The sequence below is a fragment of the Humibacter ginsenosidimutans genome, assembly GCF_007859675.1.
GTDB lineage: Bacteria > Actinomycetota > Actinomycetes > Actinomycetales > Microbacteriaceae > Humibacter > Humibacter ginsenosidimutans.
This window is the reverse complement of the sequence record NZ_CP042305.1, coordinates 843,028-869,290: the sequence shown is the minus strand read 5'-3', so window position 1 is coordinate 869,290 and position 26,263 is coordinate 843,028. Positions and strand designations below refer to the sequence as shown.

The 26,263-nt window shown below is 68.7% G+C and carries 22 protein-coding genes; 16 read left to right on the top strand and 6 right to left on the bottom strand.

Going from position 1 to position 26,263, the window contains the following annotated elements:
- Nucleotides 1-96: 96 nt before the first annotated feature.
- The 4 genes from FPZ11_RS04215 (at nt 97) to FPZ11_RS04200 (ending at nt 4,205) form a co-directional block, all read left to right on the top strand.
- Entirely contained in the window at nt 97-462 is a 366-nt protein-coding gene (locus tag FPZ11_RS04215) for a YraN family protein (RefSeq protein WP_146318640.1), read from the top strand.
- Nucleotides 462-1,997, top strand: coding sequence for a YifB family Mg chelatase-like AAA ATPase (locus FPZ11_RS04210; RefSeq protein ID WP_146318638.1), 1,536 nt, complete (start codon nt 462-464; stop codon nt 1,995-1,997). The genes FPZ11_RS04215 and FPZ11_RS04210 overlap by 1 nt, the downstream gene beginning before the upstream one ends.
- On the top strand, nt 1,994-3,211 hold the full coding sequence (dprA, locus tag FPZ11_RS04205) for a DNA-processing protein DprA (RefSeq protein WP_146318636.1): 1,218 nt from the start codon (nt 1,994-1,996) through the stop codon (nt 3,209-3,211). The genes FPZ11_RS04210 and dprA overlap by 4 nt, the downstream gene beginning before the upstream one ends.
- Nucleotides 3,212-3,278: 67 nt before the next feature.
- Nucleotides 3,279-4,205: a tyrosine recombinase XerC gene (locus tag FPZ11_RS04200; protein WP_146318634.1), complete on the top strand. Its 927-nt coding sequence runs from the start codon at nt 3,279-3,281 to the stop codon at nt 4,203-4,205.
- A 38-nt stretch (nt 4,206-4,243) separates the two neighbouring features.
- On the opposite strand, the gene FPZ11_RS04195 is transcribed toward FPZ11_RS04200, so the two are convergent.
- Nucleotides 4,244-4,615 (bottom strand): M23 family metallopeptidase, encoded by a 372-nt coding sequence (locus FPZ11_RS04195; RefSeq protein WP_246846522.1) that lies wholly within the window; start codon nt 4,613-4,615, stop codon nt 4,244-4,246.
- A 438-nt stretch (nt 4,616-5,053) separates the two neighbouring features.
- On the opposite strand from FPZ11_RS04195, the gene FPZ11_RS04190 reads away from it, so the two are divergent.
- The 9 genes from FPZ11_RS04190 (at nt 5,054) to FPZ11_RS04150 (ending at nt 12,898) form a co-directional block, all read left to right on the top strand.
- A complete protein-coding gene (locus FPZ11_RS04190; protein ID WP_146318630.1) occupies nt 5,054-6,523 on the top strand; it encodes a sugar porter family MFS transporter in 1,470 nt (489 codons plus the stop codon).
- Nucleotides 6,524-6,767: 244 nt separating this feature from the next.
- Nucleotides 6,768-7,739, top strand: a complete 972-nt coding sequence (gene rpsB / locus FPZ11_RS04185) for a 30S ribosomal protein S2 (protein ID WP_146318628.1) — start codon at nt 6,768-6,770, stop codon at nt 7,737-7,739.
- A 30-nt stretch (nt 7,740-7,769) separates the two neighbouring features.
- On the top strand, nt 7,770-8,597 hold the full coding sequence (tsf, locus tag FPZ11_RS04180; RefSeq protein WP_146318626.1) for a translation elongation factor Ts: 828 nt from the start codon (nt 7,770-7,772) through the stop codon (nt 8,595-8,597).
- 193 nt (nt 8,598-8,790) lie between these two features.
- The gene (pyrH, locus tag FPZ11_RS04175) at nt 8,791-9,504 is read left to right on the top strand and encodes a UMP kinase (RefSeq protein WP_146318624.1); all 714 of its coding nucleotides are present in this window, start codon (nt 8,791-8,793) and stop codon (nt 9,502-9,504) included.
- A 115-nt stretch (nt 9,505-9,619) separates the two neighbouring features.
- Nucleotides 9,620-10,174: a ribosome recycling factor gene (gene frr, locus FPZ11_RS04170; protein WP_146318622.1), complete on the top strand. Its 555-nt coding sequence runs from the start codon at nt 9,620-9,622 to the stop codon at nt 10,172-10,174.
- Nucleotides 10,175-10,180: 6 nt separating this feature from the next.
- Nucleotides 10,181-11,182 (top strand): phosphatidate cytidylyltransferase, encoded by a 1,002-nt coding sequence (locus FPZ11_RS04165; RefSeq protein WP_246846521.1) that lies wholly within the window; start codon nt 10,181-10,183, stop codon nt 11,180-11,182.
- A gap of 81 nt (nt 11,183-11,263) precedes the next feature.
- Nucleotides 11,264-11,806: a DivIVA domain-containing protein gene (locus FPZ11_RS04160; protein WP_146318620.1), complete on the top strand. Its 543-nt coding sequence runs from the start codon at nt 11,264-11,266 to the stop codon at nt 11,804-11,806.
- 197 nt (nt 11,807-12,003) lie between these two features.
- Nucleotides 12,004-12,561, top strand: coding sequence for an aggregation-promoting factor C-terminal-like domain-containing protein (locus FPZ11_RS19675; RefSeq protein ID WP_367889429.1), 558 nt, complete (start codon nt 12,004-12,006; stop codon nt 12,559-12,561).
- 40 nt (nt 12,562-12,601) lie between these two features.
- Nucleotides 12,602-12,898: an Rv1322 family protein gene (locus FPZ11_RS04150; RefSeq protein WP_146318618.1), complete on the top strand. Its 297-nt coding sequence runs from the start codon at nt 12,602-12,604 to the stop codon at nt 12,896-12,898.
- Between the two features lie 16 nt (nt 12,899-12,914).
- Here FPZ11_RS04150 and FPZ11_RS04145 read toward each other — a convergent pair whose 3' ends face one another.
- On the bottom strand, nt 12,915-13,958 hold the full coding sequence (locus FPZ11_RS04145) for an AI-2E family transporter (RefSeq protein ID WP_146318616.1): 1,044 nt from the start codon (nt 13,956-13,958) through the stop codon (nt 12,915-12,917).
- A gap of 26 nt (nt 13,959-13,984) precedes the next feature.
- The gene (locus FPZ11_RS04140; RefSeq protein ID WP_146318614.1) at nt 13,985-15,433 is read right to left on the bottom strand and encodes a DivIVA domain-containing protein; all 1,449 of its coding nucleotides are present in this window, start codon (nt 15,431-15,433) and stop codon (nt 13,985-13,987) included.
- A gap of 376 nt (nt 15,434-15,809) precedes the next feature.
- Here FPZ11_RS04140 and FPZ11_RS04135 point away from each other — a divergent pair, with 376 nt between their 5' ends.
- The gene (locus FPZ11_RS04135) at nt 15,810-17,705 is read left to right on the top strand and encodes a DUF8094 domain-containing protein (RefSeq protein WP_146318609.1); all 1,896 of its coding nucleotides are present in this window, start codon (nt 15,810-15,812) and stop codon (nt 17,703-17,705) included.
- Nucleotides 17,705-18,655, top strand: coding sequence for a tetratricopeptide repeat protein (locus FPZ11_RS04130; protein ID WP_146318607.1), 951 nt, complete (start codon nt 17,705-17,707; stop codon nt 18,653-18,655). The genes FPZ11_RS04135 and FPZ11_RS04130 overlap by 1 nt, the downstream gene beginning before the upstream one ends.
- Before the next feature lie 30 nt (nt 18,656-18,685).
- Here FPZ11_RS04130 and glgB read toward each other — a convergent pair whose 3' ends face one another.
- Together glgB and FPZ11_RS04120 are read right to left on the bottom strand one after the other, a co-directional pair.
- Nucleotides 18,686-20,860 (bottom strand): 1,4-alpha-glucan branching protein GlgB, encoded by a 2,175-nt coding sequence (glgB, locus tag FPZ11_RS04125; RefSeq protein ID WP_246846637.1) that lies wholly within the window; start codon nt 20,858-20,860, stop codon nt 18,686-18,688.
- Nucleotides 20,861-20,963: 103 nt separating this feature from the next.
- Nucleotides 20,964-23,072 carry an alpha-1,4-glucan--maltose-1-phosphate maltosyltransferase gene (locus FPZ11_RS04120; protein WP_437438636.1) on the bottom strand — a complete coding sequence of 703 codons (2,109 nt, stop codon included), beginning with the start codon at nt 23,070-23,072 and terminating at the stop codon, nt 20,964-20,966.
- A gap of 99 nt (nt 23,073-23,171) precedes the next feature.
- Between FPZ11_RS04120 and glgP the strand changes: the two genes are divergently transcribed.
- The gene (gene glgP, locus FPZ11_RS04115) at nt 23,172-25,730 is read left to right on the top strand and encodes an alpha-glucan family phosphorylase (protein WP_146318603.1); all 2,559 of its coding nucleotides are present in this window, start codon (nt 23,172-23,174) and stop codon (nt 25,728-25,730) included.
- A gap of 32 nt (nt 25,731-25,762) precedes the next feature.
- Here the strand turns inward: glgP and ybaK are convergent, their stop codons facing one another.
- Nucleotides 25,763-26,263, bottom strand: a complete 501-nt coding sequence (gene ybaK / locus FPZ11_RS04110; protein WP_146318602.1) for a Cys-tRNA(Pro) deacylase — start codon at nt 26,261-26,263, stop codon at nt 25,763-25,765.

Sequence of the window (26,263 nt, the reverse complement as noted above, 5' to 3'; positions counted from 1 at the left end):
GGGAACAGACGCCGATTTCTGCGTTCTGTCCCCACCGGCCTCTCGCGGCGCTCTGAGCGTGGATGCCTTCCGCCACCCTGGCGGGGGAGGCACCACATGGCGAGCAAAGACGAACTGGGGCGGCGCGGCGAGCAACTCGCGGCCGACTACCTGAAGCGGCAGGGCTACCGCATCCTGGCGCGCAACTGGAGATGCGCGCACGGCGAGATCGACATCGTCGTCGAGCGACACGGCGTGGTGGCCGTCGTAGAGGTCAAGACGCGCTCGTCGATCGCGTACGGCCATCCCTTCGACGCCATCACGGCGGCCAAGGCGGCACGCCTTCGCAGGCTGGCGGTGGCCTGGTGCGATGACGCGCAGACCGTGCCGAGATCGTTGCGCATCGATGCCGTCGCCGTGCTCGCGCCGCGCGGAACCCCCGATCGCGACGTGATCATCGAGCACCTGGTCGGGGTCTGCTGATGCCCGTGGCACGGACGACGGGCATCGCGCTGGTGGGCATCACGCCCAGCGTCGTCGATGTCGAGGCCGACATCTCGTCGGGACTCCCCGCGTTCTCGGTGATCGGGCTCCCGGATGCCGCTCTCGGCGAGTCGCGCGGCCGCGTGCGCGCGGCAGCCGTGAACTCCGGTCTGCCGCTCACCTCGCACAAGCTCACCGTGAGCCTGTCGCCGGCTGCACTGCCGAAGCATGGAAGCGGGTTCGACCTCGCGATCGCCTTGGCGTCCCTCGCGGCGGCGGGCGACGTGCCGTCCGAGTCCGTGGCATCCATGGTGCATCTGGGCGAACTCGGTCTCGACGGTCGGGTTCGGCCGACGCCAGGCGTGCTGCCCGCCGTGATCGGGGCGGCGAAAGCGGGCTTCGAGCGCGTCATGGTGCCGGCTGCGAACGCCGAAGAGGCCAGGCTCGTGCCCGGGGTGCAGATCGTTCCCGTCACGTCGTTGCGCGACGCGGCCATTCGACACGGCGCAGATCTCGATCCCGTCCCCGTCGACCCATGGGTCGCAGGACCGCAGCCCGACCAGAACGACGAACCGCTTCACGATCTGGCCGAGGTGGTGGGCAACGACGAGGCCGTCGAGACCCTCGTCGTCGCTGCGGCGGGCGGCCACCATCTGCTCATGCTGGGCCCGCCTGGTGCAGGCAAGACCATGCTGGCCGAGCGGCTTCCCGGTCTGCTGCCCGAGCTGGGGGTGGATGCCTCGCTGGAGGCGACCTCGATTCGTTCTCTGACAGGTGAGCCCGTTCGAGGCCTCGTGACACGACCGCCCTTCGAGGCACCGCATCACACGGCGACGGCGGCCGCCATCGTCGGAGGCGGAAGCGGCCAGATCCGTCCCGGAGCCGCTGTGCGTGCCTCGCACGGGGTGTTGTTCCTTGACGAGGCGCCGGAGTTTCCGCGCGCGGTTCTCGACGTGTTGCGCCAGCCGTTGGAGTCCGGTGTCATCCGCATTCACCGCGCGAACGCCGTCGCCACGTTTCCCGGCAGATTCCAGCTGATCATGGCGGCCAACCCGTGCCCGTGCGGACTGTACGGCGTCGGCGACGAAGAGTGCACGTGCGCGCCCGCCGTGCGGCGACGGTACATGTCGCGGCTTTCCGGTCCGCTGCTCGATCGGGTGGACATCCGGCTCACCGTGCGCCGCGTCACCGCCGTGCAGCTGAGGCTTGACGGCGGTCGGGCCGGAACGACGACAGCGGAAGCCCGAGAGCGCGTGGCGCTGGCACGTGCCGTGGCCGCGGAACGACTTGCGGGAACTCCGTGGCGACTCAACTCGCAGGTGCCCGGGTCATGGCTGCGGGAACACTCCGGCGCGCTTCCGCGAGGATCGACGTCGGTTCTCGATCGTGCGCTCGAGCGCGGTGCCATCACGATGCGCGGGTACGACAGGGCCCTCCGAGTGGCGTGGACCATCGCCGACCTCGCCGGGCACGAGCATCCGAGTTCCGAGCATGTCAGTGCCGCTCTCTACCTGCGCAGAGGAGTCGGCGCATGACAGTCTTCGGTCTGGACGACAGCGCGGTGCGGCGCCACATCGCGGACGTCAGCGAGGCTGGCGACCTCGACGAGGCCGCCGTCGGGGAGCGGTTCTCCAGGGCGGCGTGGTCGGTCATCACGGAGCCGGGAGACGGCGCCGCCGGCGCACTCATCGACGAGTTGGGGTCGGCGGAGGCGTTGCGAGCAGTGCTGGCGGATGCCGACCATGCGGGTCCGGCCACGAGCGGGTGCGCTCCGGCTGCAGAGGACCTCGCTCGGTGGAAGCCACGGCTGCGTTCCGCAGAGGTCCTGCGCGCCCTGAGCCTAGCGGCACGGGTGGGTGCCCGGCTGTTGATCCCGGAGAACGAACGCGGGGCGCCAGGGTATTGGCCGCGTGGTGCGTCCGATCTCGGAGTGCACGCCCCGATCGCGTTGTGGGCGCTCGGCGACCCGCAGAGACTGAACGGAGCACGATCGTCGGTCGCACTCGTGGGGGCACGCGCTGCCACGGGATACGGCGAGCATGTTGCAGGGGAGTTGTCGGCCGGTCTCTGCGATCGCGGCTTCGCCATCGTGTCAGGTGCGGCATACGGCATCGACGGCATGGCGCACAGGGCAGCTCTCGCCAGCGGCGGTCTCACGTTCGCCTTCCTCGCCGGTGGTGTCGATCGGTTCTATCCGTCGGGCCACGACGAACTGCTGCGCAGAGTGGTCGAGCGCGGCGTCGTGCTCGCCGAACTGCCCTGCGGCGCGGCGCCCACGAAGTGGAGGTTTCTGCAGCGTAATCGCTTAATCGCAGCCTGCAGTTCGGCCACCGTCGTGGTCGAAGCGGGGTCGCGGTCCGGATCGCTGAACACGGCGGGCCACGCGTCGACGCTGGGGCGTCCGCTGGGCGCCGTGCCGGGACCGGTCACGTCGCCCGCGTCGGCGGGGTGCCACCGGCTCCTGCGCGAATACGATGCCGTCTGCGTGACCACCGTGGCGGAGGCCGCCGAACTCGCGGGCGAGCCAGCGGAGCAGGTCGGGGCCGAGCAGGCGGGCTCGCGGGATTCTGCAACGGTGGTGCGGCTTCTCGACGCCCTCAGCACTCGCTCTGGACGTTCCGTCGACGAGCTCGTCGCCCGCACAGGCCTGGCGGTTCCCGCCGTGCTTGCGGCGCTCGGTGCGCTGGATGTCGACGGCCGGGTGCAGGAGCGCGGCGGAGCCTGGTTCGCGCAGCCGCGGCGCGGATGATCACCCGATCGGCGTCGGTCGTGGGTGTCGCGCCCTCGAACTCTCCGCACACCGTCAAGCTGGGACCATGTCGTGGGACGAGGCCATCGCGGCGTTCGAAGAGCATCTGAGCTCCGAACGCGGCTACGCGGTCGGCACGGTCCGCGGATACGGTGCGGACCTGCGGTCGCTTGCGGTGTTCGCCGACGCCGAGGGCATGGTCGATCCGACCATGCTCCAGCTGGCGCACCTTCGGGACTGGCTGTGGCGATCGCAGGAGTCCGGGCTGGCGAAGGCGTCGATAGCGCGGCGGGCCGCATCCGCAAGATCGTTCACGGCCTGGCTCGAACGAACGGGCAGGGCGAACGTGGATGCCGGGCGCCGGCTTCGCGCCCCCAAAGCGGATCGTCGACTGCCCAGGATCGTCACGAAAGAACAGGCATCCGATCTGATCGCGAGCTTGGAGGCGAAGGCGGCAGGCCACGACCCCGTTGCGTTGCGCGATGCCGCGATGCTCGAGCTGTTGTACGCCTCTGGGTTGCGGGTCTCGGAGCTCACCGGCATCGACGTCGACGATGTGGAGCTCGATCGGCTCACTGTTCGGGTCACGGGCAAGGGCTCGAAAGATCGCGTCGTACCGTTCGGTGTGCCCGCGCTGAACGCGATCGTCGACTACCTGCGGGTCGCGCGACCCGTGCTCGTGGCCAGGGCCGCGGCAGGAACGGGAGCTGTCGAGCCGCGCGCGCTGTTCCTCGGCGCTCGGGGCGCCCGCATCAATCAGCGCACGGTGTACCGGCTCGTCTCGGCGGTGCTGCAGGACGTGCCGGGCTCCGGTCCGTCCGGACCGCACACCTTTCGGCACACCGCCGCGACGCATCTGCTCGACGGCGGCGCGGATCTGCGCGCCGTGCAGGAACTGCTCGGGCACGCGAGCCTCGGCACGACCCAGATCTACACCCACGTGTCGGCCGAGCGGCTCAAGGAGAGCTACCAACGCGCACACCCTCGGGCGTGACGACGTCCGTGACCTCCGGGCAGTTGAACGGCAGCAACTCAGTTCAACGGCAGCAACACCGCGCGCGGCACCCCGCCGAAGAAAAGCAGCGGTGAGGCGTAGTCGCCGTTCACGCGTACCCCGAGGTGCACGCAGGCCGCATTGCAGTGCCCGCCTGCGGCGACCCGTCCGAGACTCTGCCCGCCTGCGACGACGTCTCCGGCTGCGAGGGGGCTCGCGACCGGTTCCAGGCTGATCAGCACACCGTCGACGGTCGCGACGGTGATCGTGGGGCGGTCGACGACGACTCCCGCGAAGCGCACGGTTCCGCTCGCGGGGGACACGACAGGCGTACCCGTGACTGCTGCGATGTCGATCCCGCGGTGCCCCGCCGAGTAGCGGGATGCCGGCGCCTCGTACCCGCGCAACACCGTACGCGCGCCCGGGACGGGCCACGACCACGTGCCGTGGCTGTTCGCCGTGCGCGACGCCCCGGCCGACGTGCCGACTCCCGAAGGCCGAACAGCGGCGCTCGCATCGTGCAGGTCCGCACCAGCAAGGGGGCGCCCTCGCGCTCACCGGATCGGGGGCACCGGTGAGCACGAGGGCGAGCGTCGCCACCGCGACCGCACCCGACGCTCGGGTGACGCGAGAGGACCGCGGTGACGACATGCCACGATCCTGGCGTCGAGGAGAGGCTGTCAGGAGGCCGTCGGCCGGATCTGTGGATGATCGAGCCGTGACAGAGGCGGGGGACGAGAAGATCGCGTGGGGCTCCCCTCGCCGTCGTCGCCGGTGTTAGCGTGCAAGAGTGCCGCTCGCGCGACCGTGCCGGGAGTGCGCCGCGGCGAGATTGGGGGGCGATCTCGATGACCGATGAGCATTCGACCGACGAGGGTCGGAAATCAGGCGGGGGTGCGATGGGCTCCGCTCATCGCGGCAAAGTGCTCGGCGTGACGATCTCCGCCGCGCTGGGTGGGCTGTTGTTCGGATTCGACACCTCGGTGATCAACGGGGCCGTCGACTCGATCCAGCACACGTTCGATCTCGGATCGGCGGCGATCGGCTTCACCGTGGCGATCACGCTGATCGGCTGTGCGATCGGCGCCTGGTTCGCAGGCCAACTCGCCGACGCGTGGGGCCGCAAGCCCGTCATGGTGCTCGCCGCGATCCTGTTCGTCGCGAGTTCGATCGCCTCCGGCCTCGCGTTCGCCGACTGGTTCCTCATGCTGTGGAGGTTCATCGGGGGACTCGCCATCGGCATCGCCTCCGTGATCGCGCCCGCCTACATCGGCGAGATCGCGCCCGCCAAGCTGCGCGGCGCGCTCAGCTCGCTTCAGCAGCTGGCGATCACCCTCGGAATCTTCCTCGCACTGCTCTCCGACGCCGCGCTGGCCGGCTCAGAGGGCAACGCGATGCGCCAACTGTGGTTCGGGCTCCCCGCATGGCGGTGGATGCTCCTGGTCGGCGTCATCCCTGCGCTGGTGTACGGCATCCTCTCGCTCTCGATTCCCGAGTCGCCGCAGTTCCTCGTGCGCAAGGGCCGCAAGGACGAGGCGAGAAGCGTCGTGAGCGAGGTGACGGGCGCCATCGACATCGACAGGCGCATCTCCGAGATCGAGGAGAGCCTGGAGAACGCGAGCCGCGCGAGATATCGCGACCTGCGCGGCACGGCGTTGGGCCTGCAACCCATCCTCTGGGTCGGCCTCGGTATGGCGGCCTTCCAGCAGCTGGTCGGCATCAACGCCATCTTCTATTACTCGACCACCCTCTGGAAGTCGGTCGGATTCAGTTCGAGCGACTCGTTCGTGACCTCGGTGATCACCTCGGTGATCAACGTGGTGCTCACGTTCGTCGCGATCCTCTTCGTCGACAGGGTGGGCCGCAAGGCACTGCTGCTCTGGGGGTCCGCCGGGATGTTCGTGGGCCTCGTGCTCGCGTCGGTCTCGTTCTCGCAGGCGCACATGTCGGGCAAGACCGTGACGCTTCCCGAGCCGTGGGGCGTCATCGCGCTGATCGGTGCGAACCTCTTCGTGATCTTCTTCGCCGCCACGTGGGGCCCGGTCATGTGGGTCGTGCTCGGCGAGGTGTTCCCGAACCGGATCCGCGGTCTCGGCCTCGGCATCGCGGCGGCGTGCAACTGGGTGTTCAACTTCCTCGTCACGCTGTTGTTCCCCGTGCTCAGCCAGGCCGTCGGTCTCGGCTGGGTCTATGCGGGGTTCGCGCTGTTCGCCGCACTGTCGTTCTGGTTCGTGTTCTCGGCGCTGCCGGAGGTCACGGGGCTCGAGCTCGAGGACAAGACGAAGCTGGAGCACCTGCACCGCGAGCGCACGGCCTGATCGCGGTATCCGCCCTGGTATGATTGTCGGGCACCCCGGTTCGTCGGGGTGACTACGCGCGCCCGTCCGCTGCCGCGTCCCGATCGCTCGGGAGCCGCGAACGGCACAGGAATCCCCGGTCTTCGACTTCGGTCGGAGTGGATGCCTGTCGGGCGCCAGGCGCGAGTGCCGTCCGGCTCTCGCGGGACAACCGACCAGGCATCGAGTGGCTGCGCGCCGCGATGCCGAGAAAAGGATCACGACCATGGCAGTCGTCACCATGCGCCAGCTGCTCGACAGCGGCGTGCACTTCGGACACCAGACCCGTCGCTGGAACCCGAAGATGAAGCGCTTCATTCTGACGGAGCGCTCCGGCAGCTACATCATCGACCTTCAGCAGTCGCTCGCCTACATCGACAAGGCGTACGACTTCGTCAAGGAGACCGTCGCCCACGGCGGCACCATTCTCTTCGTCGGCACGAAGAAGCAGGCCCAGAACGCCATCGCCGAGCAGGCGCAGCGCGTCGGCCAGCCCTACGTGAACCAGCGCTGGCTGGGTGGTCTGCTGACCAACTTCCAGACCGTGTCGAAGCGACTCGCCCGCATGAAGGAGCTCGAGGAGCTCGACTTCGAGGGCACCACCAGCGGCTTCACCAAGAAGGAGCTGCTGATCAAGAAGCGCGAGCTCGACAAGCTGCACAAGTCGCTGGGCGGCATCCGCAACCTGTCGAAGACGCCGAGCGCCATCTGGGTGGTCGACACCAAGAAGGAGCACCTGGCGATCGACGAGGCGCAGAAGCTGGGCATCCCGGTCATCGCCATCCTCGACACCAACTGCGACCCCGACGAGGTGCAGTACCCGATTCCGGGCAACGACGACGCGATCCGCTCCGTCAGCCTGCTCACGCGCATCGTGGCCGACGCCGCGGCCGAGGGCCTCATCCAGCGTCACCAGAAGCCCGAAGAGGGCGAAGAGGGTGCGGAGCCGCTCGCCGAGTGGGAGCGCGAGCTTCTCGAGGCAGGCGAGGGCGGCACGCAGTCGAGCGCCGAGACCGCGAAGGTCGCCGACGTCGACCTGGCCGAGGGCAAGGCCGAGGCAGCTGAGGTCGTCGACGAGGAGGCCGAGCAGATCGAGGCCACGGAGTCCGACGCCGACGCCGAGGGCGCTTCCGCCGAGGCAGAGGCCGTCGTCGAGGCGGACAAGACCGCCGAGGGCGACGCAGCAGAGGCCAAGTAACCCACTTCGAACCGAGGAGTTCACACCACCATGGCAAACGTCAGCATTGCCGACATCAAGGCGCTGCGCGAGCAGCTCGGCACCGGCATGGTCGACACCAAGAAGGCGCTCGAGGAGGCCGATGGCGACATCGAGAAGGCCACCGAGATCCTGCGTCTGAAGGGTGCCAAGGGCAACGCCAAGCGTGCCGACCGCTCGACCAGCGAGGGACTCGTCACGGCCCGCGCCCACGGCGACCGCGCCTACATCCTCGAGCTGAACTGCGAGACGGACTTCGTCGCGAAGAACGACAAGTTCATCGCTCTCGCCGGCGGCATCGAGGAGGCCATCGTCGAGGCGGGCGCCACGACGCTCGAGGAGGCGCTGGCCGCCCCCGCCGCGACCAAGACCGTCGCCGAGGTCATCAACGACGAGGCGGCCATCCTGGGTGAGAAGGTCGAGCTTCGTCGCTTCGCGAGCCTGCCGGGCGAGAAGTTCTCGATCTACCTGCACCGCACGTCGAAGGATCTGCCCCCGCAGGTCGGTGTCGTTCTCGCCTACTCGGGCGACGACGAGGAGACCGCGCGCAGCATCGCGCAGCACATCTCGTTCGCCAACCCGGAGTACCTCACGCGCGACGATGTTCCCGCGGAGGTCGTCGAGAACGAGCGCCGTATCGTCGAGGAGATCTCGCGCAACGAGGGCAAGCCGGAGGCCGCGCTCCCGAAGATCATCGAGGGTCGCCTCGGCGCGTTCTTCAAGCAGGTCGCCCTGCTCGACCAGGACTACGCGAAGGACAACAAGCTCAGCGTGGCGAAGGTCGCTTCCGACGCCGGCATCACGATCACCGGGTTCGCCCGCTTCAAGGTCGGCGCCTGAGCCAGTGAGAAGGAGTCCGGATCATCTCGATCCGGACTCCTTTTCTGTGCGCGCGGCAGGGAAGCATCCGGATGCCTCACCCGTGATGTCCAGCGTCATCCACGACGGTTGAGACGCGCACGATCAGCGGTGACCGGAAGCCCGGTCACCGCTACGTTAGATTCGAAAAAGCACCCGAGGAAGGGACTCGCACATGCCCAACGACACGAGACGGAGAGTCCTTCTCAAACTGTCAGGCGAAGCGTTCGGCGGCGGCTCCCTCGGGGTCAATCCCGATGTGGTCGGTTCGCTCGCCCGTGAGATCGCCAAGGCAGCGGAAGACGTCGAGGTGGCAATCGTGGTCGGCGGCGGCAACTTCTTCCGCGGTGCTGAGCTGAGCCAGCGCGGCATGGACCGCGGTCGAGCCGACTACATGGGCATGCTCGGCACCGTGATGAACGCTCTCGCGCTGCAGGACTTCCTCGAGCAGGCGGGCGCGGAGACGCGGGTGCAGTCGGCGATCAGCATGACGCAGGTCGCCGAGCCGTACATCCCGCGCCGTGCGGAGCGTCATCTGGAGAAGGGGCGCGTCGTCATCTTCGGAGCGGGCGCCGGCTTGCCGTATTTCTCCACCGACACGGTCGCCGTGCAGCGGGCGCTCGAGATCGGCGCGAACACCGTGCTGATGGCCAAGAACGGCGTCGACGGACTGTACAGCGACGACCCGCGCAAGAACCCAGAAGCGGTCAAGCTCGAGCGCATCAGCTATCAGGACGCGCTGGTGCGCAACCTGAAGGCGATCGACGCGACGGCGCTGAGCCTGTGCCGCGACAACGGCATGCCCATGCAGATCTTCGGCATCGAACCGGAGGGCAGCGTGACGGACGCCATTCTGGGGCGTGAGATCGGCACCATCGTCGGCGCCTGACATCCGCCCCGACGGCAGAGGAACACGGCGGCGCGACGCGTATCAGACGGTGGGCGTCGCGGCCGACCGTGGCCCTAAGCTTGATGAGACCCACGATGAACGTTAGGAGCGACACGTGATCGCTGACTCACTCGCCACCGCAACCGAGCGCATGACGAAGGCGGTCGAGGTGGCCAAAGACGACTTCTCGACCGTGCGCACGGGACGTGCGAACCCGCAGCTCTTCCAGCGCATCCTCGTGGACTACTACGGAACGCCGACGCCACTGGCCCAGCTCGCCTCGCTGCAGAACCCCGAGGCGCGCACCATCATCATCACGCCCTACGACAAGTCGGCGCTCAAGGAGATCGAGAAGGCGATCGTCGCCACGCCCAACCTGGGCGCGACGCCGAACAACGACGGAACGATCATCCGCGTCACGATGCCGGAGCTGAACGAAGAGCGCCGCAAGGAGTACGTGAAGATCGTGCGCTCCAAGGCGGAGGACGCGCGCGTGTCGATCCGCAACATCCGCCGCAAGGCGAAGGACGAGCTCGATGGCCTCAAGTCCGAGGTGGGCGACGACGAGGTCGCCCGCGCGGAGAAGGAACTCGAGGGCCTCACCAAGAAGCACATCGACCAGGTCGATGAGGCGCTGGTGCGCAAGGAAGCCGAACTCCTCGAGGTCTGACCCCAGATGTCTCAGCCTCCCGACGCCTCATCCGGTCAGCCGGACGATGACGTGCGCCACGAACAGGGCGCCTCGGCGTTGGGCAGGCGCATGCGCGACCGGCGCGCCGACATCGAACGCCAGGTGCAGGCGACGAGGGCGCAGTTGGATGCCACGAACGAGAAGATCCAGCAGCGCACCGGCCGCAACCTGGTCTTCGCGGTCCTGATCGGACTCGCCGCCGGCGCGTTGCTGCTCGTGAGCCTGCTGATCGTCAAAGAGATCTTCATGGTGTTCGCGGCGGCCGTCGCGGGGTTCAGCGCGTTCGAGTTCGCGACGGCGCTCCGGGTGGGCGGCTACCGTGTGCCGCGGGTGGCGCTCACCGTGGTCGGCGTCGCACTCGTGCCCGCCGCCTACTATCTGCACGCGTCGGGGGAGTGGCTGGTCGCTCTCGCGGGCATCCTGCTGCTGTGGGTGTGGCGTATCGCCGAGAACCTGTCGCCACGGCGCAGGGTGGCCGGGCCGAGGCTGTCGCGCGACCTGATGGCATCCGCGTTCGCCATACTGTACGTGCCGTTCCTGGCCTGCTTCTCGGTGCTGCTCGTGGCGCAGCACGACGGGCAGTGGTGGACCCTGGCGACCCTGATCATCGTGGTGGCCGTCGACACGGGTGCCTACGCCGTGGGGCTGTCGTTCGGCAAGCATCCGATGGCGCCGAACATCAGCCCGAAGAAGACGTGGGAGGGGTTCGCGGGAGCGGCCGCCACCGCACTCATCGCGGGTGTCATCCTCGCCGTGTTCATGCTGCATGCCCCGTGGTGGTTCGGACTCGTCTTCGGTGCGCTCATGCTGGTGTCAGCCACCATCGGCGATCTCACCGAATCGCTGATCAAGCGGGACATCGGCATCAAGGACATGAGCTCGTGGCTCCCCGGCCATGGCGGGTTCCTCGACCGCCTCGACTCGATCCTGCCCTCGGTCGGCCTCGCCTACGTGCTGTACGTGATCTTCGAGCCGCTCTTCAGGTAGCGTTTCTGAGTCGCGACGCGCCGGGCGGTGCGACCGGTCGTTCTGAGCCGACTCATGCCGAGCCTTTGACAGAATGGTGACGTGGCCACGTTCCCCTCCGTCAAGCGCTCCAAGCGCGGTTACGACCCCGAAGAGGTCGACCGTTTCCTCAGGCTCGCGCGTCGAGCGTACGAAGGCGATCCCGAGGTGCCCCTGGTGGCCGAGGATATCCGGCGCATGGGCTTCGACCTGCAGCGCGGCGGGTACCAGCCCGACGCCGTAGACGGGGCCCTGGAGCGGCTCGAGGATGCCTTCGCGGCGCGGGAGCGCGCGGAGGCCAGGCACGAGCTCGGCGACCGTCGGTGGCTCGAGCAGGCGCGTGGCACGGCGCAGGTCATCCTGAACCGGCTGGGCCGGCCTGACGGGCAGCGGTTCGATCGCACCAGCATCTTCACCATCGGGTACAACAAGCGCGAGGTCGACAAGTTCGCGAAACGCCTCGTGCGCTATTTCCGCGACGGGCTTCCCATGTCGGTCGACGAGGTGCGCACCGTGGTGTTCCGTCAGCAGCGGCACGGCTACCGCGAGGCCCAGGTCGACCTCGTGCTCGACGCCGTCATCGACGTGATGCTCGCCGTCCGGTGAGCCGGCACGCGGCACCGAGCCGGGGCGACGAGAGGCGCGACGACCCGGCAGAAGAACCCTTTGTCGCTGAGCCCGATCTTCGTTATCGTGGTGAGATCGTGGGCAGGCGAGTACGACACCTAGCAGAGCCTCCTGCACCGACCCGAAGAACGGCGCAGGCGTCTGCTCGGCGACCCCGTGGAGCGCGGCCGATCGTCGTGGCCGTCGCCTTCTCGGCCGCGATCGGATTCTTCCTCGTCAACATCGTCGACCCGTATTCCGGCGCGACGGCGTCTCCGGACTTCGCGTCGTCGCATTCGCGGTTTCTCGGGCAGTCAGTGCAATCGCTCGACGTCTCAGGGTCGACGACGAACAACGCGGTGAGCGTCGACACGTTCGACTCGAAGGCGAAGCCGGTCGTCACCACCACGAGTGACGACACCGCGTCGGCTCCCGCAGCGGGCACGCCCGACCCTGGCAGCGCGCAGGCCTACGCGAAGAGTGTGCTGGCGTCCCAGGGCATGGGCGACGACCAGTTCAACTGCCTGGTCGCCCTCTGGAACCGCGAGTCGAGCTGGAACGTCTACGCCTACAACGCGAGCACGGGCGCGTACGGCATTCCGCAGGCGCTTCCGGGCAGCAAGATGGCGTCTGCCGGTCCCGACTGGCAGACCAGCTTCAAGACGCAGGTGGACTGGGGTCTCGGATATGTCGAGGGGCGCTACAGCACGCCGTGCGGAGCCTGGGACCACTCGGAATCCACTGGCTGGTATTGACCGCCGTTCGGCCCCCTCAGGTCGCGAATAGACTTGAGGGATGCCGCGCAGCAATCATCCTCGTCGCCGCGCCGGCGGAAGCGCACAGGAGCCCGACGGCCTGAGTCGCATGATCGACGGATGGCGGCGTACCGAGGTGCGTCGAGGACGCGAGTGGAACGTGCAGCCCGTGTCGGGGGCATCCGCTCAGAAGACCTACACGTGCCCCGGCTGCGGCGGCATCGTGGCGCAGGGAACGGCCCACCTCGTCGTGTGGCGCGCAGACGGTGTGCTGGGCGATGCCGCCGATCTCGAGGCACGACGACACTGGCACACGGCCTGCTGGCGCGTCGCCTGAGGTGACGAGGAGCAACTCAGAGCTCGTTCTGACGGGGCACGACGACCTGCTTGATGATCAGCAGGATGGAAGCGGCCACGGGGATCGCGATGAGCGCGCCCAGGATTCCGAGCAGTGACCCGCCGGCCAGTGCCGCCACGACCACGACGGCGCCGGGAACGGAGACCGCGCGATTCATGATGCGCGGGCTCAGGACGTATGCCTCGACCTGCATGTAGATCACGTAGTAGATGGCTGCGATGAGCGCCGTGATGGGGGAGGGCGACAGCAGCAGCGTCACGAGCACGATGATGATCGACCCGGAAAGGGTGCCGATGAGCGGCACGAGCGAGAACAGGAAGGCGATCACCGCGAGCAGGATCGGGAACGGTGCACCGATGATCGACAGGAAGATGCCGCTCAGAATGCCATTGCAGAGGCCGAGCGCGACCTGCCCCATCACGTATTTGCCGACCGAGTCGGTGATCTGCTCGGCGATGTCGGCGAAGCGCGCGCGCTTGCTGGCCGGCACGAGCTCGTAGGTGGTGCGCTTGAGGTTGGGCAGCGACGCGGTGAAGTAGATCGTGAGGATGATCACGATGACGGCGCCGAAGAAACCGGAGATGATGCCGATGCCGACGGAGAGGATGCCTGCGCCGATGCTGCCGGCCGAATGCTGTACGTAGGTCCAGATCTCTTGCAGCGACTTGTCGAAGTCGATGGCGGGGAACTGTTTCTGCAGCCACTCGTACCAGTCCTGGTACGTGCCCTTCTGCACGAACGACGTGATCTGCTTGACCAGGCTCGTGCTCTGGCTCACGATCACCGGGATGATCGCCCACAGGAGAAGGGCGAGCAATCCGAGGATGACCACGAGCACGATGAGGATCGCGGCCCAGCGGGGCACCCGTCGCCGTGCCAGGAAGCCGATGATCGGCTCCAGGCCGAGCGCGAGGAAGAGCGCCGCACCGATGTACGTCAGGATCGTCGACAGCGAGACGATCGACGTGAGGATGAGGATGCCGAGGCCGACGCCGAGGGTTCCGATGAGACCGACGCGGAACGCATTCTGGATCTTCACTCAGGACTCCCTCGGCGCCGTGCGCATCAGTCGTTTTCTGCGCTGACCTGCTCTGCCTGCTTGAGCACGCCGCGCAGGCTCTCGAAGTAGCCGGCGACGGTCTCGCGCTCGATCCTAATCTGCGACAGGCGATCTTCGGCGTCCGCCACGAGCATGCGGGTGCGCTCCTCCGCCTCTTCGATGATCGCGTGTCCGCGGTCCTCCGCTGCGCGCACGATGTCGCGTGCGGAGCTCTCGGCCTCCTTGCGCGCCGACTTCACCTCGGTGCGCATCTCCTGCTCGATGGCCTCGCTCTCGGCACGTGCCTCGACGGTGCGGCGGCTGATCTCGGCCAGTTCGGCATTCGCGTCATCGAGATACTTCTGCGTCTGCGCCGCGGCCTCCTGGTGACGGGCCAGGTGCTCCTTCTCGGCCTCGTCGCGGCGCGCCTTCAGCTCGACTTCGAGCTCCATGCGGGCACGCTCGGCCTCGTGGGTGAGTCGCTCCTGCTCGGCGGCCACCTGCGAACGGATGCCCGCCAGCTCGTTGTCGAGCTCCTTGCGGGCCTTGTCGGCGGCGCGCTCGAACGACTTGCGGGCCTTGTCGGCCTCGGTCTCCGCCTCGGCCTTGCGCTGCTCGAGCTCGCGGGCGAGCGCTGCCCGGCCCTGCTCGACCTCGTTGGCGAGGTCGATGCGTGCCTGCTGCGTGTCCGCATCGTGGTCCCGCTGCGCCTGCGCGATCTCCGCGGCACTGGCGGTGCGCCGGTCGGAGAGCTCGGCTTCGACCTCGGCACGGCGTGCTTCGACCTCGCGGGCGAGCGCGGCACGGGTCTCCTCGACCTCACGGCTGAGGCCCGCTGCATCCGCACGTGCCTCGGTCGCCTCCTGCACGGCGGCGGCCTTGACCTCGGCGGCCTCGTGCTCCGCTTCGGCCTTCACCGCTGCCGCCTCGCGCTTGGCGGTCGCACGCAGCTCGGCGACCTCGGTGGCGACGGAGCTGCGCACGGCCGCGGCCTCGCGCTGGGCCTCCTGCACGGTGGTGTCGGCCTTGGCGCGGGAATCGCCGATCAGCTCGTTGGCTTCGATGCTGGCATCCTGCAGCGTGGTGTCGGCCTGAGCGTGCGCCTCGGCGAGGATGCGCTGCGCCTGCTCTTCGGCGGTGCGGCGGGTCTTCTCGACCTCGGCGGCGACGGCGGCGCGGAGCTTTTCCGCATCGATGTCGGCCTGCGCGATCATGCGGGTCGACTGTTCCTCGGCCACGCGGAGCGTGTTCTCGAGCTTGGTGCCCAGGCCGGAGAAGGTGGGGCTGCCGACCTCTTCGATCTCGGCGTTGAGCTCTTCGATGCGGGCGCCCAGTCGCTTGATCTCCTTGGCGGAATCGGCGCTCTGCGCGTTCGCCTGGATCAGTTCGCGACGGAGGTCCTGGATCGCCTTGTCGACTTCGTCTTTGTCATAACCGCGGAAGACTTGAGTGAACTCGGTCTCTTCGGGGGCCACGGGCTTCTTCTTTCAGATGGTGTGAGGGCTGGGTGGTTCGCGCGGCGTTCCCGGGTGATGGGGGAGGTCAGGCGGCACGAAGCCGGCGCACCGATGCGCCGGGCCCTTCGAGTGTAGCGGGGCCCGACCCCCGTTTGGTGGGGTGAGCGGGGCCCGCGCTGGATGCCGCCGGCGGCGTTCGCGGGGGCGTCCACGGAGCATCCTTTCCCCTTTCAGCGCGCTGGGAGACGCTTCCCAGGGCTGTTTCGGTATCGTGGGATGTCTTGTCGGCACCGCCCGCGGTGTCGCCGACCCGAAGACCTGATCGCGGGCGGGAACTCCCCGCCGCCGTGCGCGGCGACCCGGCGCGCGCGACGCGTTCGACGAAGGAGAGTTCGTGCGATTCCTGATCGCCATCCTGGCGTTCATCGCCGCGGCCGTGACCATCGCGCTCGGCATCGCCCAGCGGACGATCTGGATCCCCCCTGCGAACGTCGAGGCCACGACGGTGGTGTCCGGCGGCGCCCCGTACACGGTGATCGAGGGCTCCGTGCTGCGCGCCCGCACGGGACAGCAGACATTGTCGGTCTCGGGCTCTGCCAAGCCCTTCGTGGCATATGGTCGCACGGCCGATGTGCTCGCGTGGATCGGCAGCGACAAGTACGCGAAGGTGAGCTACGACGAGGCGACGAACGCGCTGACGTCCAAGGTGATCACCCCGAAGTCGCACGGATCCGACCAGGGATCGGCGTCGACGTCCACGCCGACGCCTGCGGCGACATCGCCCTCTCCGAGTGCCACGCCGACGTCGGGAGACGGCGATTCCACCTCCGCAGCGTCCGGCAATTCGGGTGCAGATCCCGCGGGCTCCGATCTCTGGCTGGAGGAGTTCAGCGGCACGAAGGCCGCTGTGACGAAGATGAACGTTCCCGACACCGTCAGCGTGATCATCGCGGGAGACGGCACCAAGGCCGCCCCGGATCACATCGCGATCACGTGGCCGCTTGACGGCCGCACTCCCTGGGCTGGTCCGCTCATCGTCGGCGGCATCGTGCTCGGCGCGTTCGGCATCCTGATGTACGTCCTCGCCATCCGTCATCTCCGGCGCTCGCGCGGTCCGCGCCGCGGGGGCGGCAAGCGCCCGAAGCTGCCGCGCGGCACGAAGCCGCCGAAGCCCGGCAACTACGGACCGACGCAGGAGGTGGAGCCGCCGGCGCGCGGCAGGCGGTCGATCGGACGGGCTTCCATCGCCGTTCCGGTCGTGCTGGTCGGCGCGATCATGCTGTCGGGATGTTCTGCCGACTACTGGCCGCAGTTCGGCGCTGCCGCGACTCCGTCATCGACGTCGACGCCTCTGGCCACGAACCTCCCGGGCCAGGGCAAGGACACGCCGCCGCCGGCCGTGACGGGCCCGCAGCTGAACGACATCGTGAACTCGGTCGCCAAGACGGCGTCGGAGGCGGACGGCGCTCGCAACGCGACGCTCATCGCCACCCGGTTCAGCGGGGCCGCCCTGGAAGCCAGGCTCGGCAACTATGCGCTGCGCGCGAAGAAGTCGAACGCGCCGGCGGCGCAGGCCATCCCGAGCGGCTCCGTGTCATTGGAACTTCCGGAAGCCACGGAGGGCTGGCCTCGCGTGGTGAGCGCCGTGGTCAACGACCCGAAGAATGCGAAGGCCGCTCCGCTCGACCTCGTGATGGTGCAGAACTCCGCGCGCGAGAACTACACCGTCGAATACGCGATCGGTCTCGAGGCGGACGCCTCGGTGCCTGACCTGCCTCCGGCCAACATCGGCACCTCGATCGTGCCGCCCGATTCGAAGCTTCTGCTGATCTCACCGAACCAGCTCGCGGCGGCGTACGGCGATGTGCTTCAGAACGGTGAAGCGAGCAAGTACTACAACCTCTTCGATGAGAAGTCCGACAAGCTCTCGCCGCAGGTCGGAGCTGCGTACCAGGCGGCCCAGAAGAAGGCCCTGCCGAAGACGGCCACGCTGTCGTTCGCGAACGTGCCGGACACGACCGTTCCGGTCGCGATGGCGACAAATGACTCTGGAGCCATCGTGGCGACGAGTTTCAACCAGGTGACGACCGTCAAGCCCGTCGAGGCCGGCGCCACAGTGCACACGAACAGCGCGAACGTGCAGGCGCTCACCGGCGTGAGCGACAGCACGAAGGGACTGCAGACCACCTACGGCTACCAGCTACTGTTTTATGTGCCGCCGGCGGAGTCGAAGAAGAAGATCGTGATGCTCGGCTACACGCAGGCGTTGCTCGGTGCGAAGGAACTCTGATGACGAACATCCCTGATGCCGCCTCGTTGCGCGGCGCCGTCGACCTCTCTGCGCTCGCCAACCGCCAGCAGCCGCCGGCCGGAGAGCAGGCGGAGTCTCCTCAACAGACGCTGCCCGGTCTGATCTACGACGGCACGGACGAGAACTTCAACCAGTTCATCGAGCTGTCGAACACGGTGCCTGTGATCGTCGACCTGTGGGCCGAGTGGTGCGGCCCGTGCAAGCAGCTCTCGCCGGCGCTGGAACGCGTGGTGAACGACTACGCCGGACGGTTCGTGCTGGTGAAGGTCGACGTCGATGCCAACCCGCAACTCTCGCAGGCGTTCCAGGCCCAGTCGATCCCGACAGTCGTCGCGCTGATCGGCGGGCGGCCCGCCCCGCTCTTCGTCGGTGCGATCCCCGAGCAGCAGGTGCGCGAGGTCTTCGAACAGGTGCTGCAGATCGCCGAGCAGAACGGTGTGACGGGAAGCGTGAGCGTCGACGCCGAAGCGGGCGTCGATGAGGCGGACGAGGCATCCGAACCGGAACCCGAACCGCTGCCGCCGCACCACCAGGAGGCGTATGACGCCATCGAGCGCGGCGACTTCGACACGGCGATCGCCGAATATCGGCTGGCCATCGCGCAGAACCCGAACGACGACCTCGCCGTAGCAGGCCTCGCCCAGGTGAGCCTGCTGCAGAGGCTCGCCGGTGCCGACGCCGGCGCGGTGCGGGATGCCGCGGCGTCCGATCCGCACGACGTGGCCGCTGCGCTCTCTGTCGCCGACCTCGACCTCTCCGGCGGACACGTCGACGACGCGTTCGGTCGGCTGCTCGACCTGTTCGCCTCGGCCGACTCCGAGACGCGCGACCGCATCCGCGCGCGGCTCGTGGAGTACTTCGAGGTGGTGGGCGTCACCGACCCGCGCGTCATCAAGGCGCGGGGGCGATTGGCCTCACTGCTCTACTGAGCCCTGGTGCCGCGGGCGGTCGGCCCTCGCTCAGCGCCGAGGGCGCAGCCAGAGGGTCGCCAGCGGCGGCAGCGTGAGCACAGCGGATGCCTGCATACCGCCCCACGGAGCATCCGTCGCCGTGACGACACCCAGGTTTCCGACGCCCGAACCGCCGTACTCCGCGGCGTCGGTGTTGAGCAGCTCCTCCCACTCGCCGGCGAACGGCATGGGCAGCCGGTATCCGTCGTGCGGGATGCCCGCGAAGTTCGCCACGCAGACCAGCGGGTCGCCGTCGGCGCGCCGTGCGAACGCCACGACGTTCGCCTGCGCGTCACCGCCCTCGATCCACTGGAACCCGCGTGGGTCGTGGTCGTAGCGCCAGAGCGCCGGCTCGGCTCGGTAGAGCGCGTTCAGCCTGGAGACGAGATCCCAGAGCCCTCGATGCGCCGGCTGGTCGAGGATCCACCAGTCGAGGCCGCGCTCCTCGCTCCACTCCGAGAGCTGCCCGAACTCCTGCCCCATGAAAAGCAGCTGCTTGCCGGGATGCGCCCACATGAACGCCAGGTAGGCGCGCACGTTCGCGAGCCTTTGCCAGTGGTCGCCCGGCATCTTGTTCACGAGCGACCCCTTGCCGTGCACGACCTCGTCGTGGCTGATCGGCAGCAGGAACTGCTCGCTGAACGCGTACACGAACGAGAACGTGATCTCTCCGTGGTGGTACGAGCGGTACATCGGATCTTCGTGCATGTACTGCAGCGAGTCGTGCATCCAGCCCATGTTCCACTTCAAGCCGAAGCCCAGACCGCCTGCACTGGTCGGGGTGGTCACGCCCGGGTACGCCGTCGACTCCTCGGCGATCATCACGATGCCCGGGTTGCGCTTGTATGCGGTGGCGGTCGCCTCCTGCAGAAAGCCGATCGCCTCGAGATTCTCGCGGCCGCCGTGCACGTTCGGCACCCATTCGCCCTCATTGCGCGAGTAGTCGAGGTAGAGCATGGAGGCGACGGCATCCACCCGCAGCCCGTCGACGTGGAACTCCTCGAGCCAATAGAGGGCGTTCGCGACCAGGAAGTTGCGCACCTCGCGCCTGCCGAAGTCGAAGACGAGCGTGCCCCAGTCCTTCTGCTCACCGCGGCGCGGGTCCGGATGCTCGTACAGCGCCTGCCCGTCGAACCGTGCGAGCGCCCACTCGTCCTTCGGGAAATGGCCCGGCACCCAGTCCATGAGCACGCCGATGCCCGCCCGGTGCAACCGGTCGATGAGGTGGCGCAGGTCGTCTGGATGCCCGAAGCGGCTCGTCGGCGCGTAGTAGCCGGTGACCTGATAGCCCCATGACCCGCCGAACGGGTGCTCGGCCAGTGGAAGGAACTCGACGTGCGTGTAACCGAGGGGGAGCAGGTAGTCGATGAGGGCATCCGCCGCCTCGCGGTAGCCGAGACCCGGTCGCCACGACCCGAGGTGCAGCTCGTAGACGCTCATCGCTCCGGAGTGCGGGTCGCTGGATGCCCGCTGCCGCAGCCAGTCGCCGTCCGCCCACTCGTACGAGGTGGTGCCGACGACCGACCCCGTGGCGGGCGGCACCTCCGTGAACCTGGCCATCGGGTCGGCCTTCATGCGCCACGCACCGTCGCGGCCGAGGATCTCGAACTTGTAGACGGCGCCCGGTGCCACGCCGGGCAGGAACAGCTCCCAGACACCGCTGGCGCCCATCGAGCGCATCGCCGCACCGACGCCGTTCCAGTCGTTGAGGTCGCCCACGACGCGCACGGCGGCGGCGTTAGGGGCCCAGACGGTGAATGCCGTGCCCGGGACGGCCTCGTGCTCGCGGTGATGCGCGCCGAGGGCATCCCAGAGCCGCTCGTGACGTCCCTCGCGGATGAGGTGCAGGTCGAGCTCGCCGATCGTGGGCGAGAAGCGATAGGGATCGTCGGCCGTCCACACGGTCCCGTCGCCATAGCGTGCCTCGACGAGGTAGGGCTGCGGGCCGAGAACGCTGAAGCCGTGCCAGACGCCGTGGCCGATATGCGCGAGCGAGAGCCTGGCCCCGGTGGAGAGGATGACGTTCACCGCCTCTGCCAGCGGTCGGAGCACGCGGATCACCGTCACGCGGTCGGCGACACCGTCGGCGGCGACCACGTGCTGTCCGAGCACCGCGTGCGGCGCGTGGTGGCGTCCTTCGGCGACCGCCGCCAGCAGCCCGTCGTCGAGAGCAGCCTCGGCGATCGCGGCGGAACGCCCGGCCGAGTGGGTCTCGGCGGTCTCGGCGATGGCCCGGGTCGGGGGAGTGATGTTCGGGGGCGTGGTGCCCGTCGGGGATGTCACGGTGTCAGACCGCCTTCACGCTGAGGATGTGCACGGGCTCGTCGAAGGCATCCAGCCGCACGTAGTTCACGGAGCCCCAGGTCCACGTCTGGCCGGTGACGGCATCCGTCACCTCGAACCGGGCGTCGACGGGCAGGCCGATCGCCGCCAGATCGAGGTGCACCAGGGTCTCGCGCACCGAGTGCGGGTCGACGTTGGCGACGACGATGACCGTGTCTGGTGTGCGCGTGCCGGTGAACTCGCGTTCGAGGTGCTTGGAGAAGACGAGCACGGCATCGTCATCGCTGGCGTGCACCGTGAGGTTGCGCAGCTGCCGAAGAGCCGGATGCTCGTCGCGCACCCTGTTGAGCATGGTCAGGTACGGCGCGAGGGACTCGCCGCGTGCCTCGGCCTGCGCGTAGTCGCGGGGCCGGTACTCGTACTTCTCGTTGTCGATGTACTCCTCCGCCCCGCTCCTGGCGACCGATTCGTACAGCTCGAATCCCGAGTACACGCCCCATAGCGGCGCCCCGGTCGCCGCGATGGCTGCCCGCAGCTTGAACGCCGGGTGCCCGCCGAACTGGAGGTATTCGGTGAGGATGTCAGGGGTGTTCACGAAGAGATTCGGGCGGAGGAAGGCATCCGTCTCGTGGGCGATCGAGTCGAGGAACTCCTCGAGCTCCTCCTTCGAGTTGCGCCAGGTGAAGTACGAATACGACTGCTGGAAGCCCGCCTTTGCGAGCGTCTGCATCACGGCGGGCCTGGTGAACGCCTCGGCGAGGAACACGATGTCCGGGTGCTTCAGCCGCACGGTGTGAATGAGCCACTCCCAGAAGTCGAGCGGCTTCGTGTGCGGGTTGTCCACCCGGAACGTGCGGATGCCCGCCGCGATCCAGTACTCGATGAGCCGCAGCGCTTCGGCGCGAATGCCGTCAGGATCGTTGTCGAAGTTGATCGGGTAGATGTCCTGGTACTTCTTGGGCGGGTTCTCGGCGTACGCGATCGATCCGTCGGGCAGGGTCGTGAACCACTCGGGGTGCTCGCGCACCCACGGGTGGTCGGGGGAGGCCTGCAGCGCGAAGTCCATGGCGACCTCGAGGCCGAGTTTCGCGGCCTTGCGCACGAACCTGATGAACTCCGCGGTGTCTCCGAGGTCGGGATGCAGAACGTCGTGACCGCCGGCGTCGCCGCCGATCGCCCACGGCGAGCCGGGGTCGCCGGGCTCCGGCGCCAGAGAGTTGTTGCGTCCCTTGCGGTAGCTCTCGCCGATCGGATGCACGGGCGGCAGGTAGACCACGTCGAAGCCCATCGCCGCCACGGCAGGCAGCCGCCTCGCGGCAGAGCGGAACGTGCCCGACTTCCACGTGCCGTCGGCCAGTCGCTTCGCGCCCTCCGAGCGGGGGAAGAACTCGTACCAGCTCGCCACGCCCGCCTCGGTGCGTTCGACCTCGAGGAGATGCTCGGCGCTGTGGGTGACGAGCGAGGCGATGGGGCGAGCGGTGAGGATGCCCGTCACGCGTGGTGCCGTCGCCGCGTCAAGGCGCGCGGCCGGGTCGGCGCTCGTGTCGCCCATCAGCTCGACGAGCTCGCGCAGCGCCACCCGATCGGAGGGCGGACGGCGCCCCGCGAGCGCGCGCGTCAGGAGCTGTGCGCCCTCGGCGAAGACGAGCTCGACATCCTGCCCGAGCGGCACCTTCACCTCGGCGGCGTGCAGCCAGGTGGCCCAGTCGTCGGCCCACGCGGTCACGCGGAATCGCCACATGCCCTCCGTCGGAACCTGGGCGAGCGTGTGCCAGCGGTCCGTTCCTGGCGCTCCGGGCCGCATCCGGCGTTCGAACCTCGCGCCGTCGGGGGAGACGAGCGTCAGGTCGACGCCGATCACACCGTGTCCCTCACGGAAGGCGACCGCGGAGAACGGGACGACCTCGCCCGCGTACGCCTTGGCGGGCCACAGACCGCCGTCGACGCTCGGGCTGAGCTCGAGGATGGGCAGTCGTCCGAGCACCGTGCGATAGCCGGATGTCGCGGCGTTCGTCGGCTGGGTCGCGCTCGTGCGCGGAGTGCGGTTCTTCGCGTCGGAGCGGTGGCCGGAACCCCCGCTCTTGCGCGGAGTGGGCGGCGTCGTGGTCGTCACACTCACGACCGTAGCCGCCTTCGGCCCGACGCGGCAGATGCTCCAGCGCGCGGTCGCGTGTTCACGTGCCCGACACGTCGCGCCGGTAGGGTGACGCGGGTGAAGGCCATCCGTCGATTCACCGTTCGCGCAGTCATTCCTGAGTCCCTGCACGCCCTCGACGAGCTGGCGGGCAACCTGAGATGGTCGTGGCATCAGCCCACCCGGGATCTGTTCAGGCACGTGTCCGAGCAGCTCTGGCGCCAGACCAATCACGACCCGATCGCTCTGCTGGGTGCGGTGAGTCCAGAGCACCTCGCCGACCTGGCGAACGACGAGGGGTTCGTCGGCTGGGCGAACGGTCTGCGCGACGACCTGCGGCGATACATCGAGGAGCCCCGCTGGTACCAGAGCCTGCCGGATGCTCCGCGGTCCATCGCGTACTTCTCGCCGGAGTTCGGCATCGCGGCCTCGTTGCCGCAGTACTCGGGCGGTCTCGGCATCCTCGCGGGCGACCACCTCAAGTCGGCCTCCGACCTCGGAGTCCCTCTGACGGGCGTCGGGCTCTTCTACCGGTCGGGGTACTTCGCACAGTCGCTGTCCGCCGACGGATGGCAGCAGGAGAGCTACCCGACCTTCGACCCCGACGGCATGCCGCTGTCGGTGCTGCGGCACGTGGACGGCACTCCTGCGCTCGTGGCTCTCGCCGTGCCGGACGGACGCACGCTGAGCGCACGCATCTGGACGACGCTGGTGGGCCGCGTGCGGTTGCTGCTGCTCGACACGAACATCCCGGAGAACGACGACGACCTGCGCGGGGTCACCGACAGGCTGTACGGCGGCGGCGGAGAGCACCGCCTGCTGCAGGAGCTGCTGCTCGGCATCGGCGGCGTGCGCGCGCTCCGCGTCGCCGGCACGCTGCTGGGCGTGCAGGCGCCGACGGTGTTCCACACCAACGAGGGGCATGCCGGCTTCCAGGGGCTGGAACGCATCGCGGAGCTCATCGGCGACGGGTTGACGTTCCCTCAGGCGCTGGAGGCGGTGCGCGCCGGCACGGTGTTCACCACGCACACCCCGGTGGCGGCGGGTATCGACAGGTTCGAGGCATCCCTCGTGCGCCGGTATTTCGAAGGGCACGAGCTGGTGACCGGCATCGACGTGGACGATGTGCTGCGGCTCGGCGCAGAGGACTACGAGGGCGGCGCGCCCGGCGTGTTCAACATGGCCGTGATGGGTCTGCGCCTCGCCCAGCGGGCCAACGGGGTGTCGAAGCTGCACGGCGACGTCTCGCGGCACATGTTCGCGGGACTGTGGCCGGGATTCGACTTCGACGAGGTGCCGATCGGATCGGTCACCAACGGGGTGCACGCCCCGACCTGGACCGATCCGCTGCTCTTCGAGCTCGCGCAGGACGCGCTCGGCACCTCGGACACGGCGCACGCCGACTGGTTCTCGCCCGCGCTCTCCGACGACGCGCTCTGGCGGGTGCGCGGCAGGCTGCGCGAGAACCTGGTGCAGGATGCCAGGACCCGCCTCGCCGCCGCGTGGCACCGCCGCAGTCCGAGCACGATCACCCCGCCGTGGCTGAGCGCCGTGCTCGACCCGAACGTGCTCACGATCGGCTTCGCGCGCCGGGTCGCCACCTACAAGCGGCTGACGCTCATGCTGCACGACAAGGAGCGGCTCACGCGCATCCTGAACGATCCGGAGCGGCCGGTGCAGCTCGTCATCGCCGGCAAGGCGCATCCTGCCGATGACGGGGGCAAGCGGCTCATCCAGGAGCTCGTCGAGTTCGCGGCACGGCCCGAGGTGCGCGAGCGGCTGGTCTTTCTGCCCGACTACGACATCACCATGGCGCAGACGCTCTACCCGGGATGCGACATCTGGTTGAACAACCCGCTGCGGCCCCTGGAGGCGTGCGGCACGAGCGGCATGAAGGCGGCTCTGAACGGCACGCTCAATCTCTCCATCCTCGACGGTTGGTGGGCGGAGTACTTCGACGGGGAGAACGGCTGGGCCATCCCCTCGGCCGATGCGGCGGGGGATGTCGCGGAGCGCGACGCGCTGGAGGCGAACGCCCTCTACGACCTGATCGAGCATCAGATCGCGCCGCGGTTCTACGACCGTGACGAGGGCGGCGTTCCCGCGAGGTGGATGCATCAGGTGCGCCACACCCTCACCACCCTGTCACCCGAGCTGAGCGCCGACCGCATGGTGCGGCAATACGTGGAAGACCTCTATCTGCCCGCCGCCGAAGAGGCGACGGGCCTCGGCTCCGACGGCTATGGAGGTGCGCGCCGATTCGCGCAGTGGAAGGCGCGGGTGACGGCCGCGTGGCCGGACATCGCCGTGCTGCACGTGGAATCCGGGGGAGTGGATGCCGTGCCGGAGGTCGGCGATCGGCTCCGCCTCCGGGCCTATGTCGCGCTGGGCGAGCTCAGCCCGGACGACGTCACCGTCGAGGTGGTCTACGGGCATGCCGGCGAAGATGACGAGCTGGTCGCGCCGCAGCACGTGCGCCTCGAACCTCGGGAGAACAGTTCCGGTCGCGCTGCCGCGTTCGAGGGCGTCGTGCCGCTCGATCGCTCCGGCGCGTTCGGCTACACCGTGCGGGTCGTGCCGAGCAATCCGGCGATGGCGAACCCCGCCGAACTGGGACTGATCACCAGCGCCGGCTGACCGGGCCACGGGACCGTCGAACGGTCGCGCGCTCAGCGGGCGATCGGCGCGAGGATGCCGTCCGTCACCACTGCGAGGTCGGCGGGCGCGAGCTCGATGTCGAAGCCGCGCCGCCCACCGGAGACGAAAACGGTGGAGTGAGTGCTCGCCGAGGCATCCAGCACGGTCGTCAGCCGCGTCTTCTGTCCGATCGGCGAGATGCCGCCGACCACGTAGCCCGTCTTGCGCTGGGCGATGGCCGGATCGGCGAGTGAGGCGCGCTTGGCGCCGACGACGGTGGCGAGCGCCTTGAGGTCGAGCTGCCCCGCGACGGGCACGATCCCGACGACGAGCCGGCCGTCGGCTTCCACCACGAGGGTCTTGAAGACGCGTGCCGGGTCGATGCGGAGCGCGTCCGCGGCCTCGAGGCCGAACGCCGTCTGTGCCGGATCGTGCTCGTAGGCGTGCGGGGTGAAGGCGATCCCCGCGGCGGTGAGCGCGACAGTGGCGGGGGTGCCTGCGGTGTTCCTGGCCGCCTGATGCTTCGGTGACAC

Excerpts from the sequence above, each read along its gene's own strand:
- dprA (WP_146318636.1), top strand. The coding sequence starts at position 1,994 with ATGACAGTCTTCGGTCTGGACGACAGCGCGGTGCGGCGCCACATCGCG.
- FPZ11_RS04210 (WP_146318638.1), top strand. The coding sequence starts at position 462 with ATGCCCGTGGCACGGACGACGGGCATCGCGCTGGTGGGCATCACGCCC.
- FPZ11_RS04200 (WP_146318634.1), top strand. The coding sequence starts at position 3,279 with ATGTCGTGGGACGAGGCCATCGCGGCGTTCGAAGAGCATCTGAGCTCC.
- FPZ11_RS04165 (WP_246846521.1), top strand. The coding sequence starts at position 10,181 with ATGTCTCAGCCTCCCGACGCCTCATCCGGTCAGCCGGACGATGACGTG.
- FPZ11_RS04130 (WP_146318607.1), top strand. The coding sequence starts at position 17,705 with ATGACGAACATCCCTGATGCCGCCTCGTTGCGCGGCGCCGTCGACCTC.
- rpsB (WP_146318628.1), top strand. The coding sequence starts at position 6,768 with ATGGCAGTCGTCACCATGCGCCAGCTGCTCGACAGCGGCGTGCACTTC.
- FPZ11_RS04190 (WP_146318630.1), top strand. The coding sequence starts at position 5,054 with ATGACCGATGAGCATTCGACCGACGAGGGTCGGAAATCAGGCGGGGGT.
- FPZ11_RS04215 (WP_146318640.1), top strand. The coding sequence starts at position 97 with ATGGCGAGCAAAGACGAACTGGGGCGGCGCGGCGAGCAACTCGCGGCC.
- tsf (WP_146318626.1), top strand. The coding sequence starts at position 7,770 with ATGGCAAACGTCAGCATTGCCGACATCAAGGCGCTGCGCGAGCAGCTC.
- pyrH (WP_146318624.1), top strand. The coding sequence starts at position 8,791 with ATGCCCAACGACACGAGACGGAGAGTCCTTCTCAAACTGTCAGGCGAA.
- FPZ11_RS04150 (WP_146318618.1), top strand. The coding sequence starts at position 12,602 with ATGCCGCGCAGCAATCATCCTCGTCGCCGCGCCGGCGGAAGCGCACAG.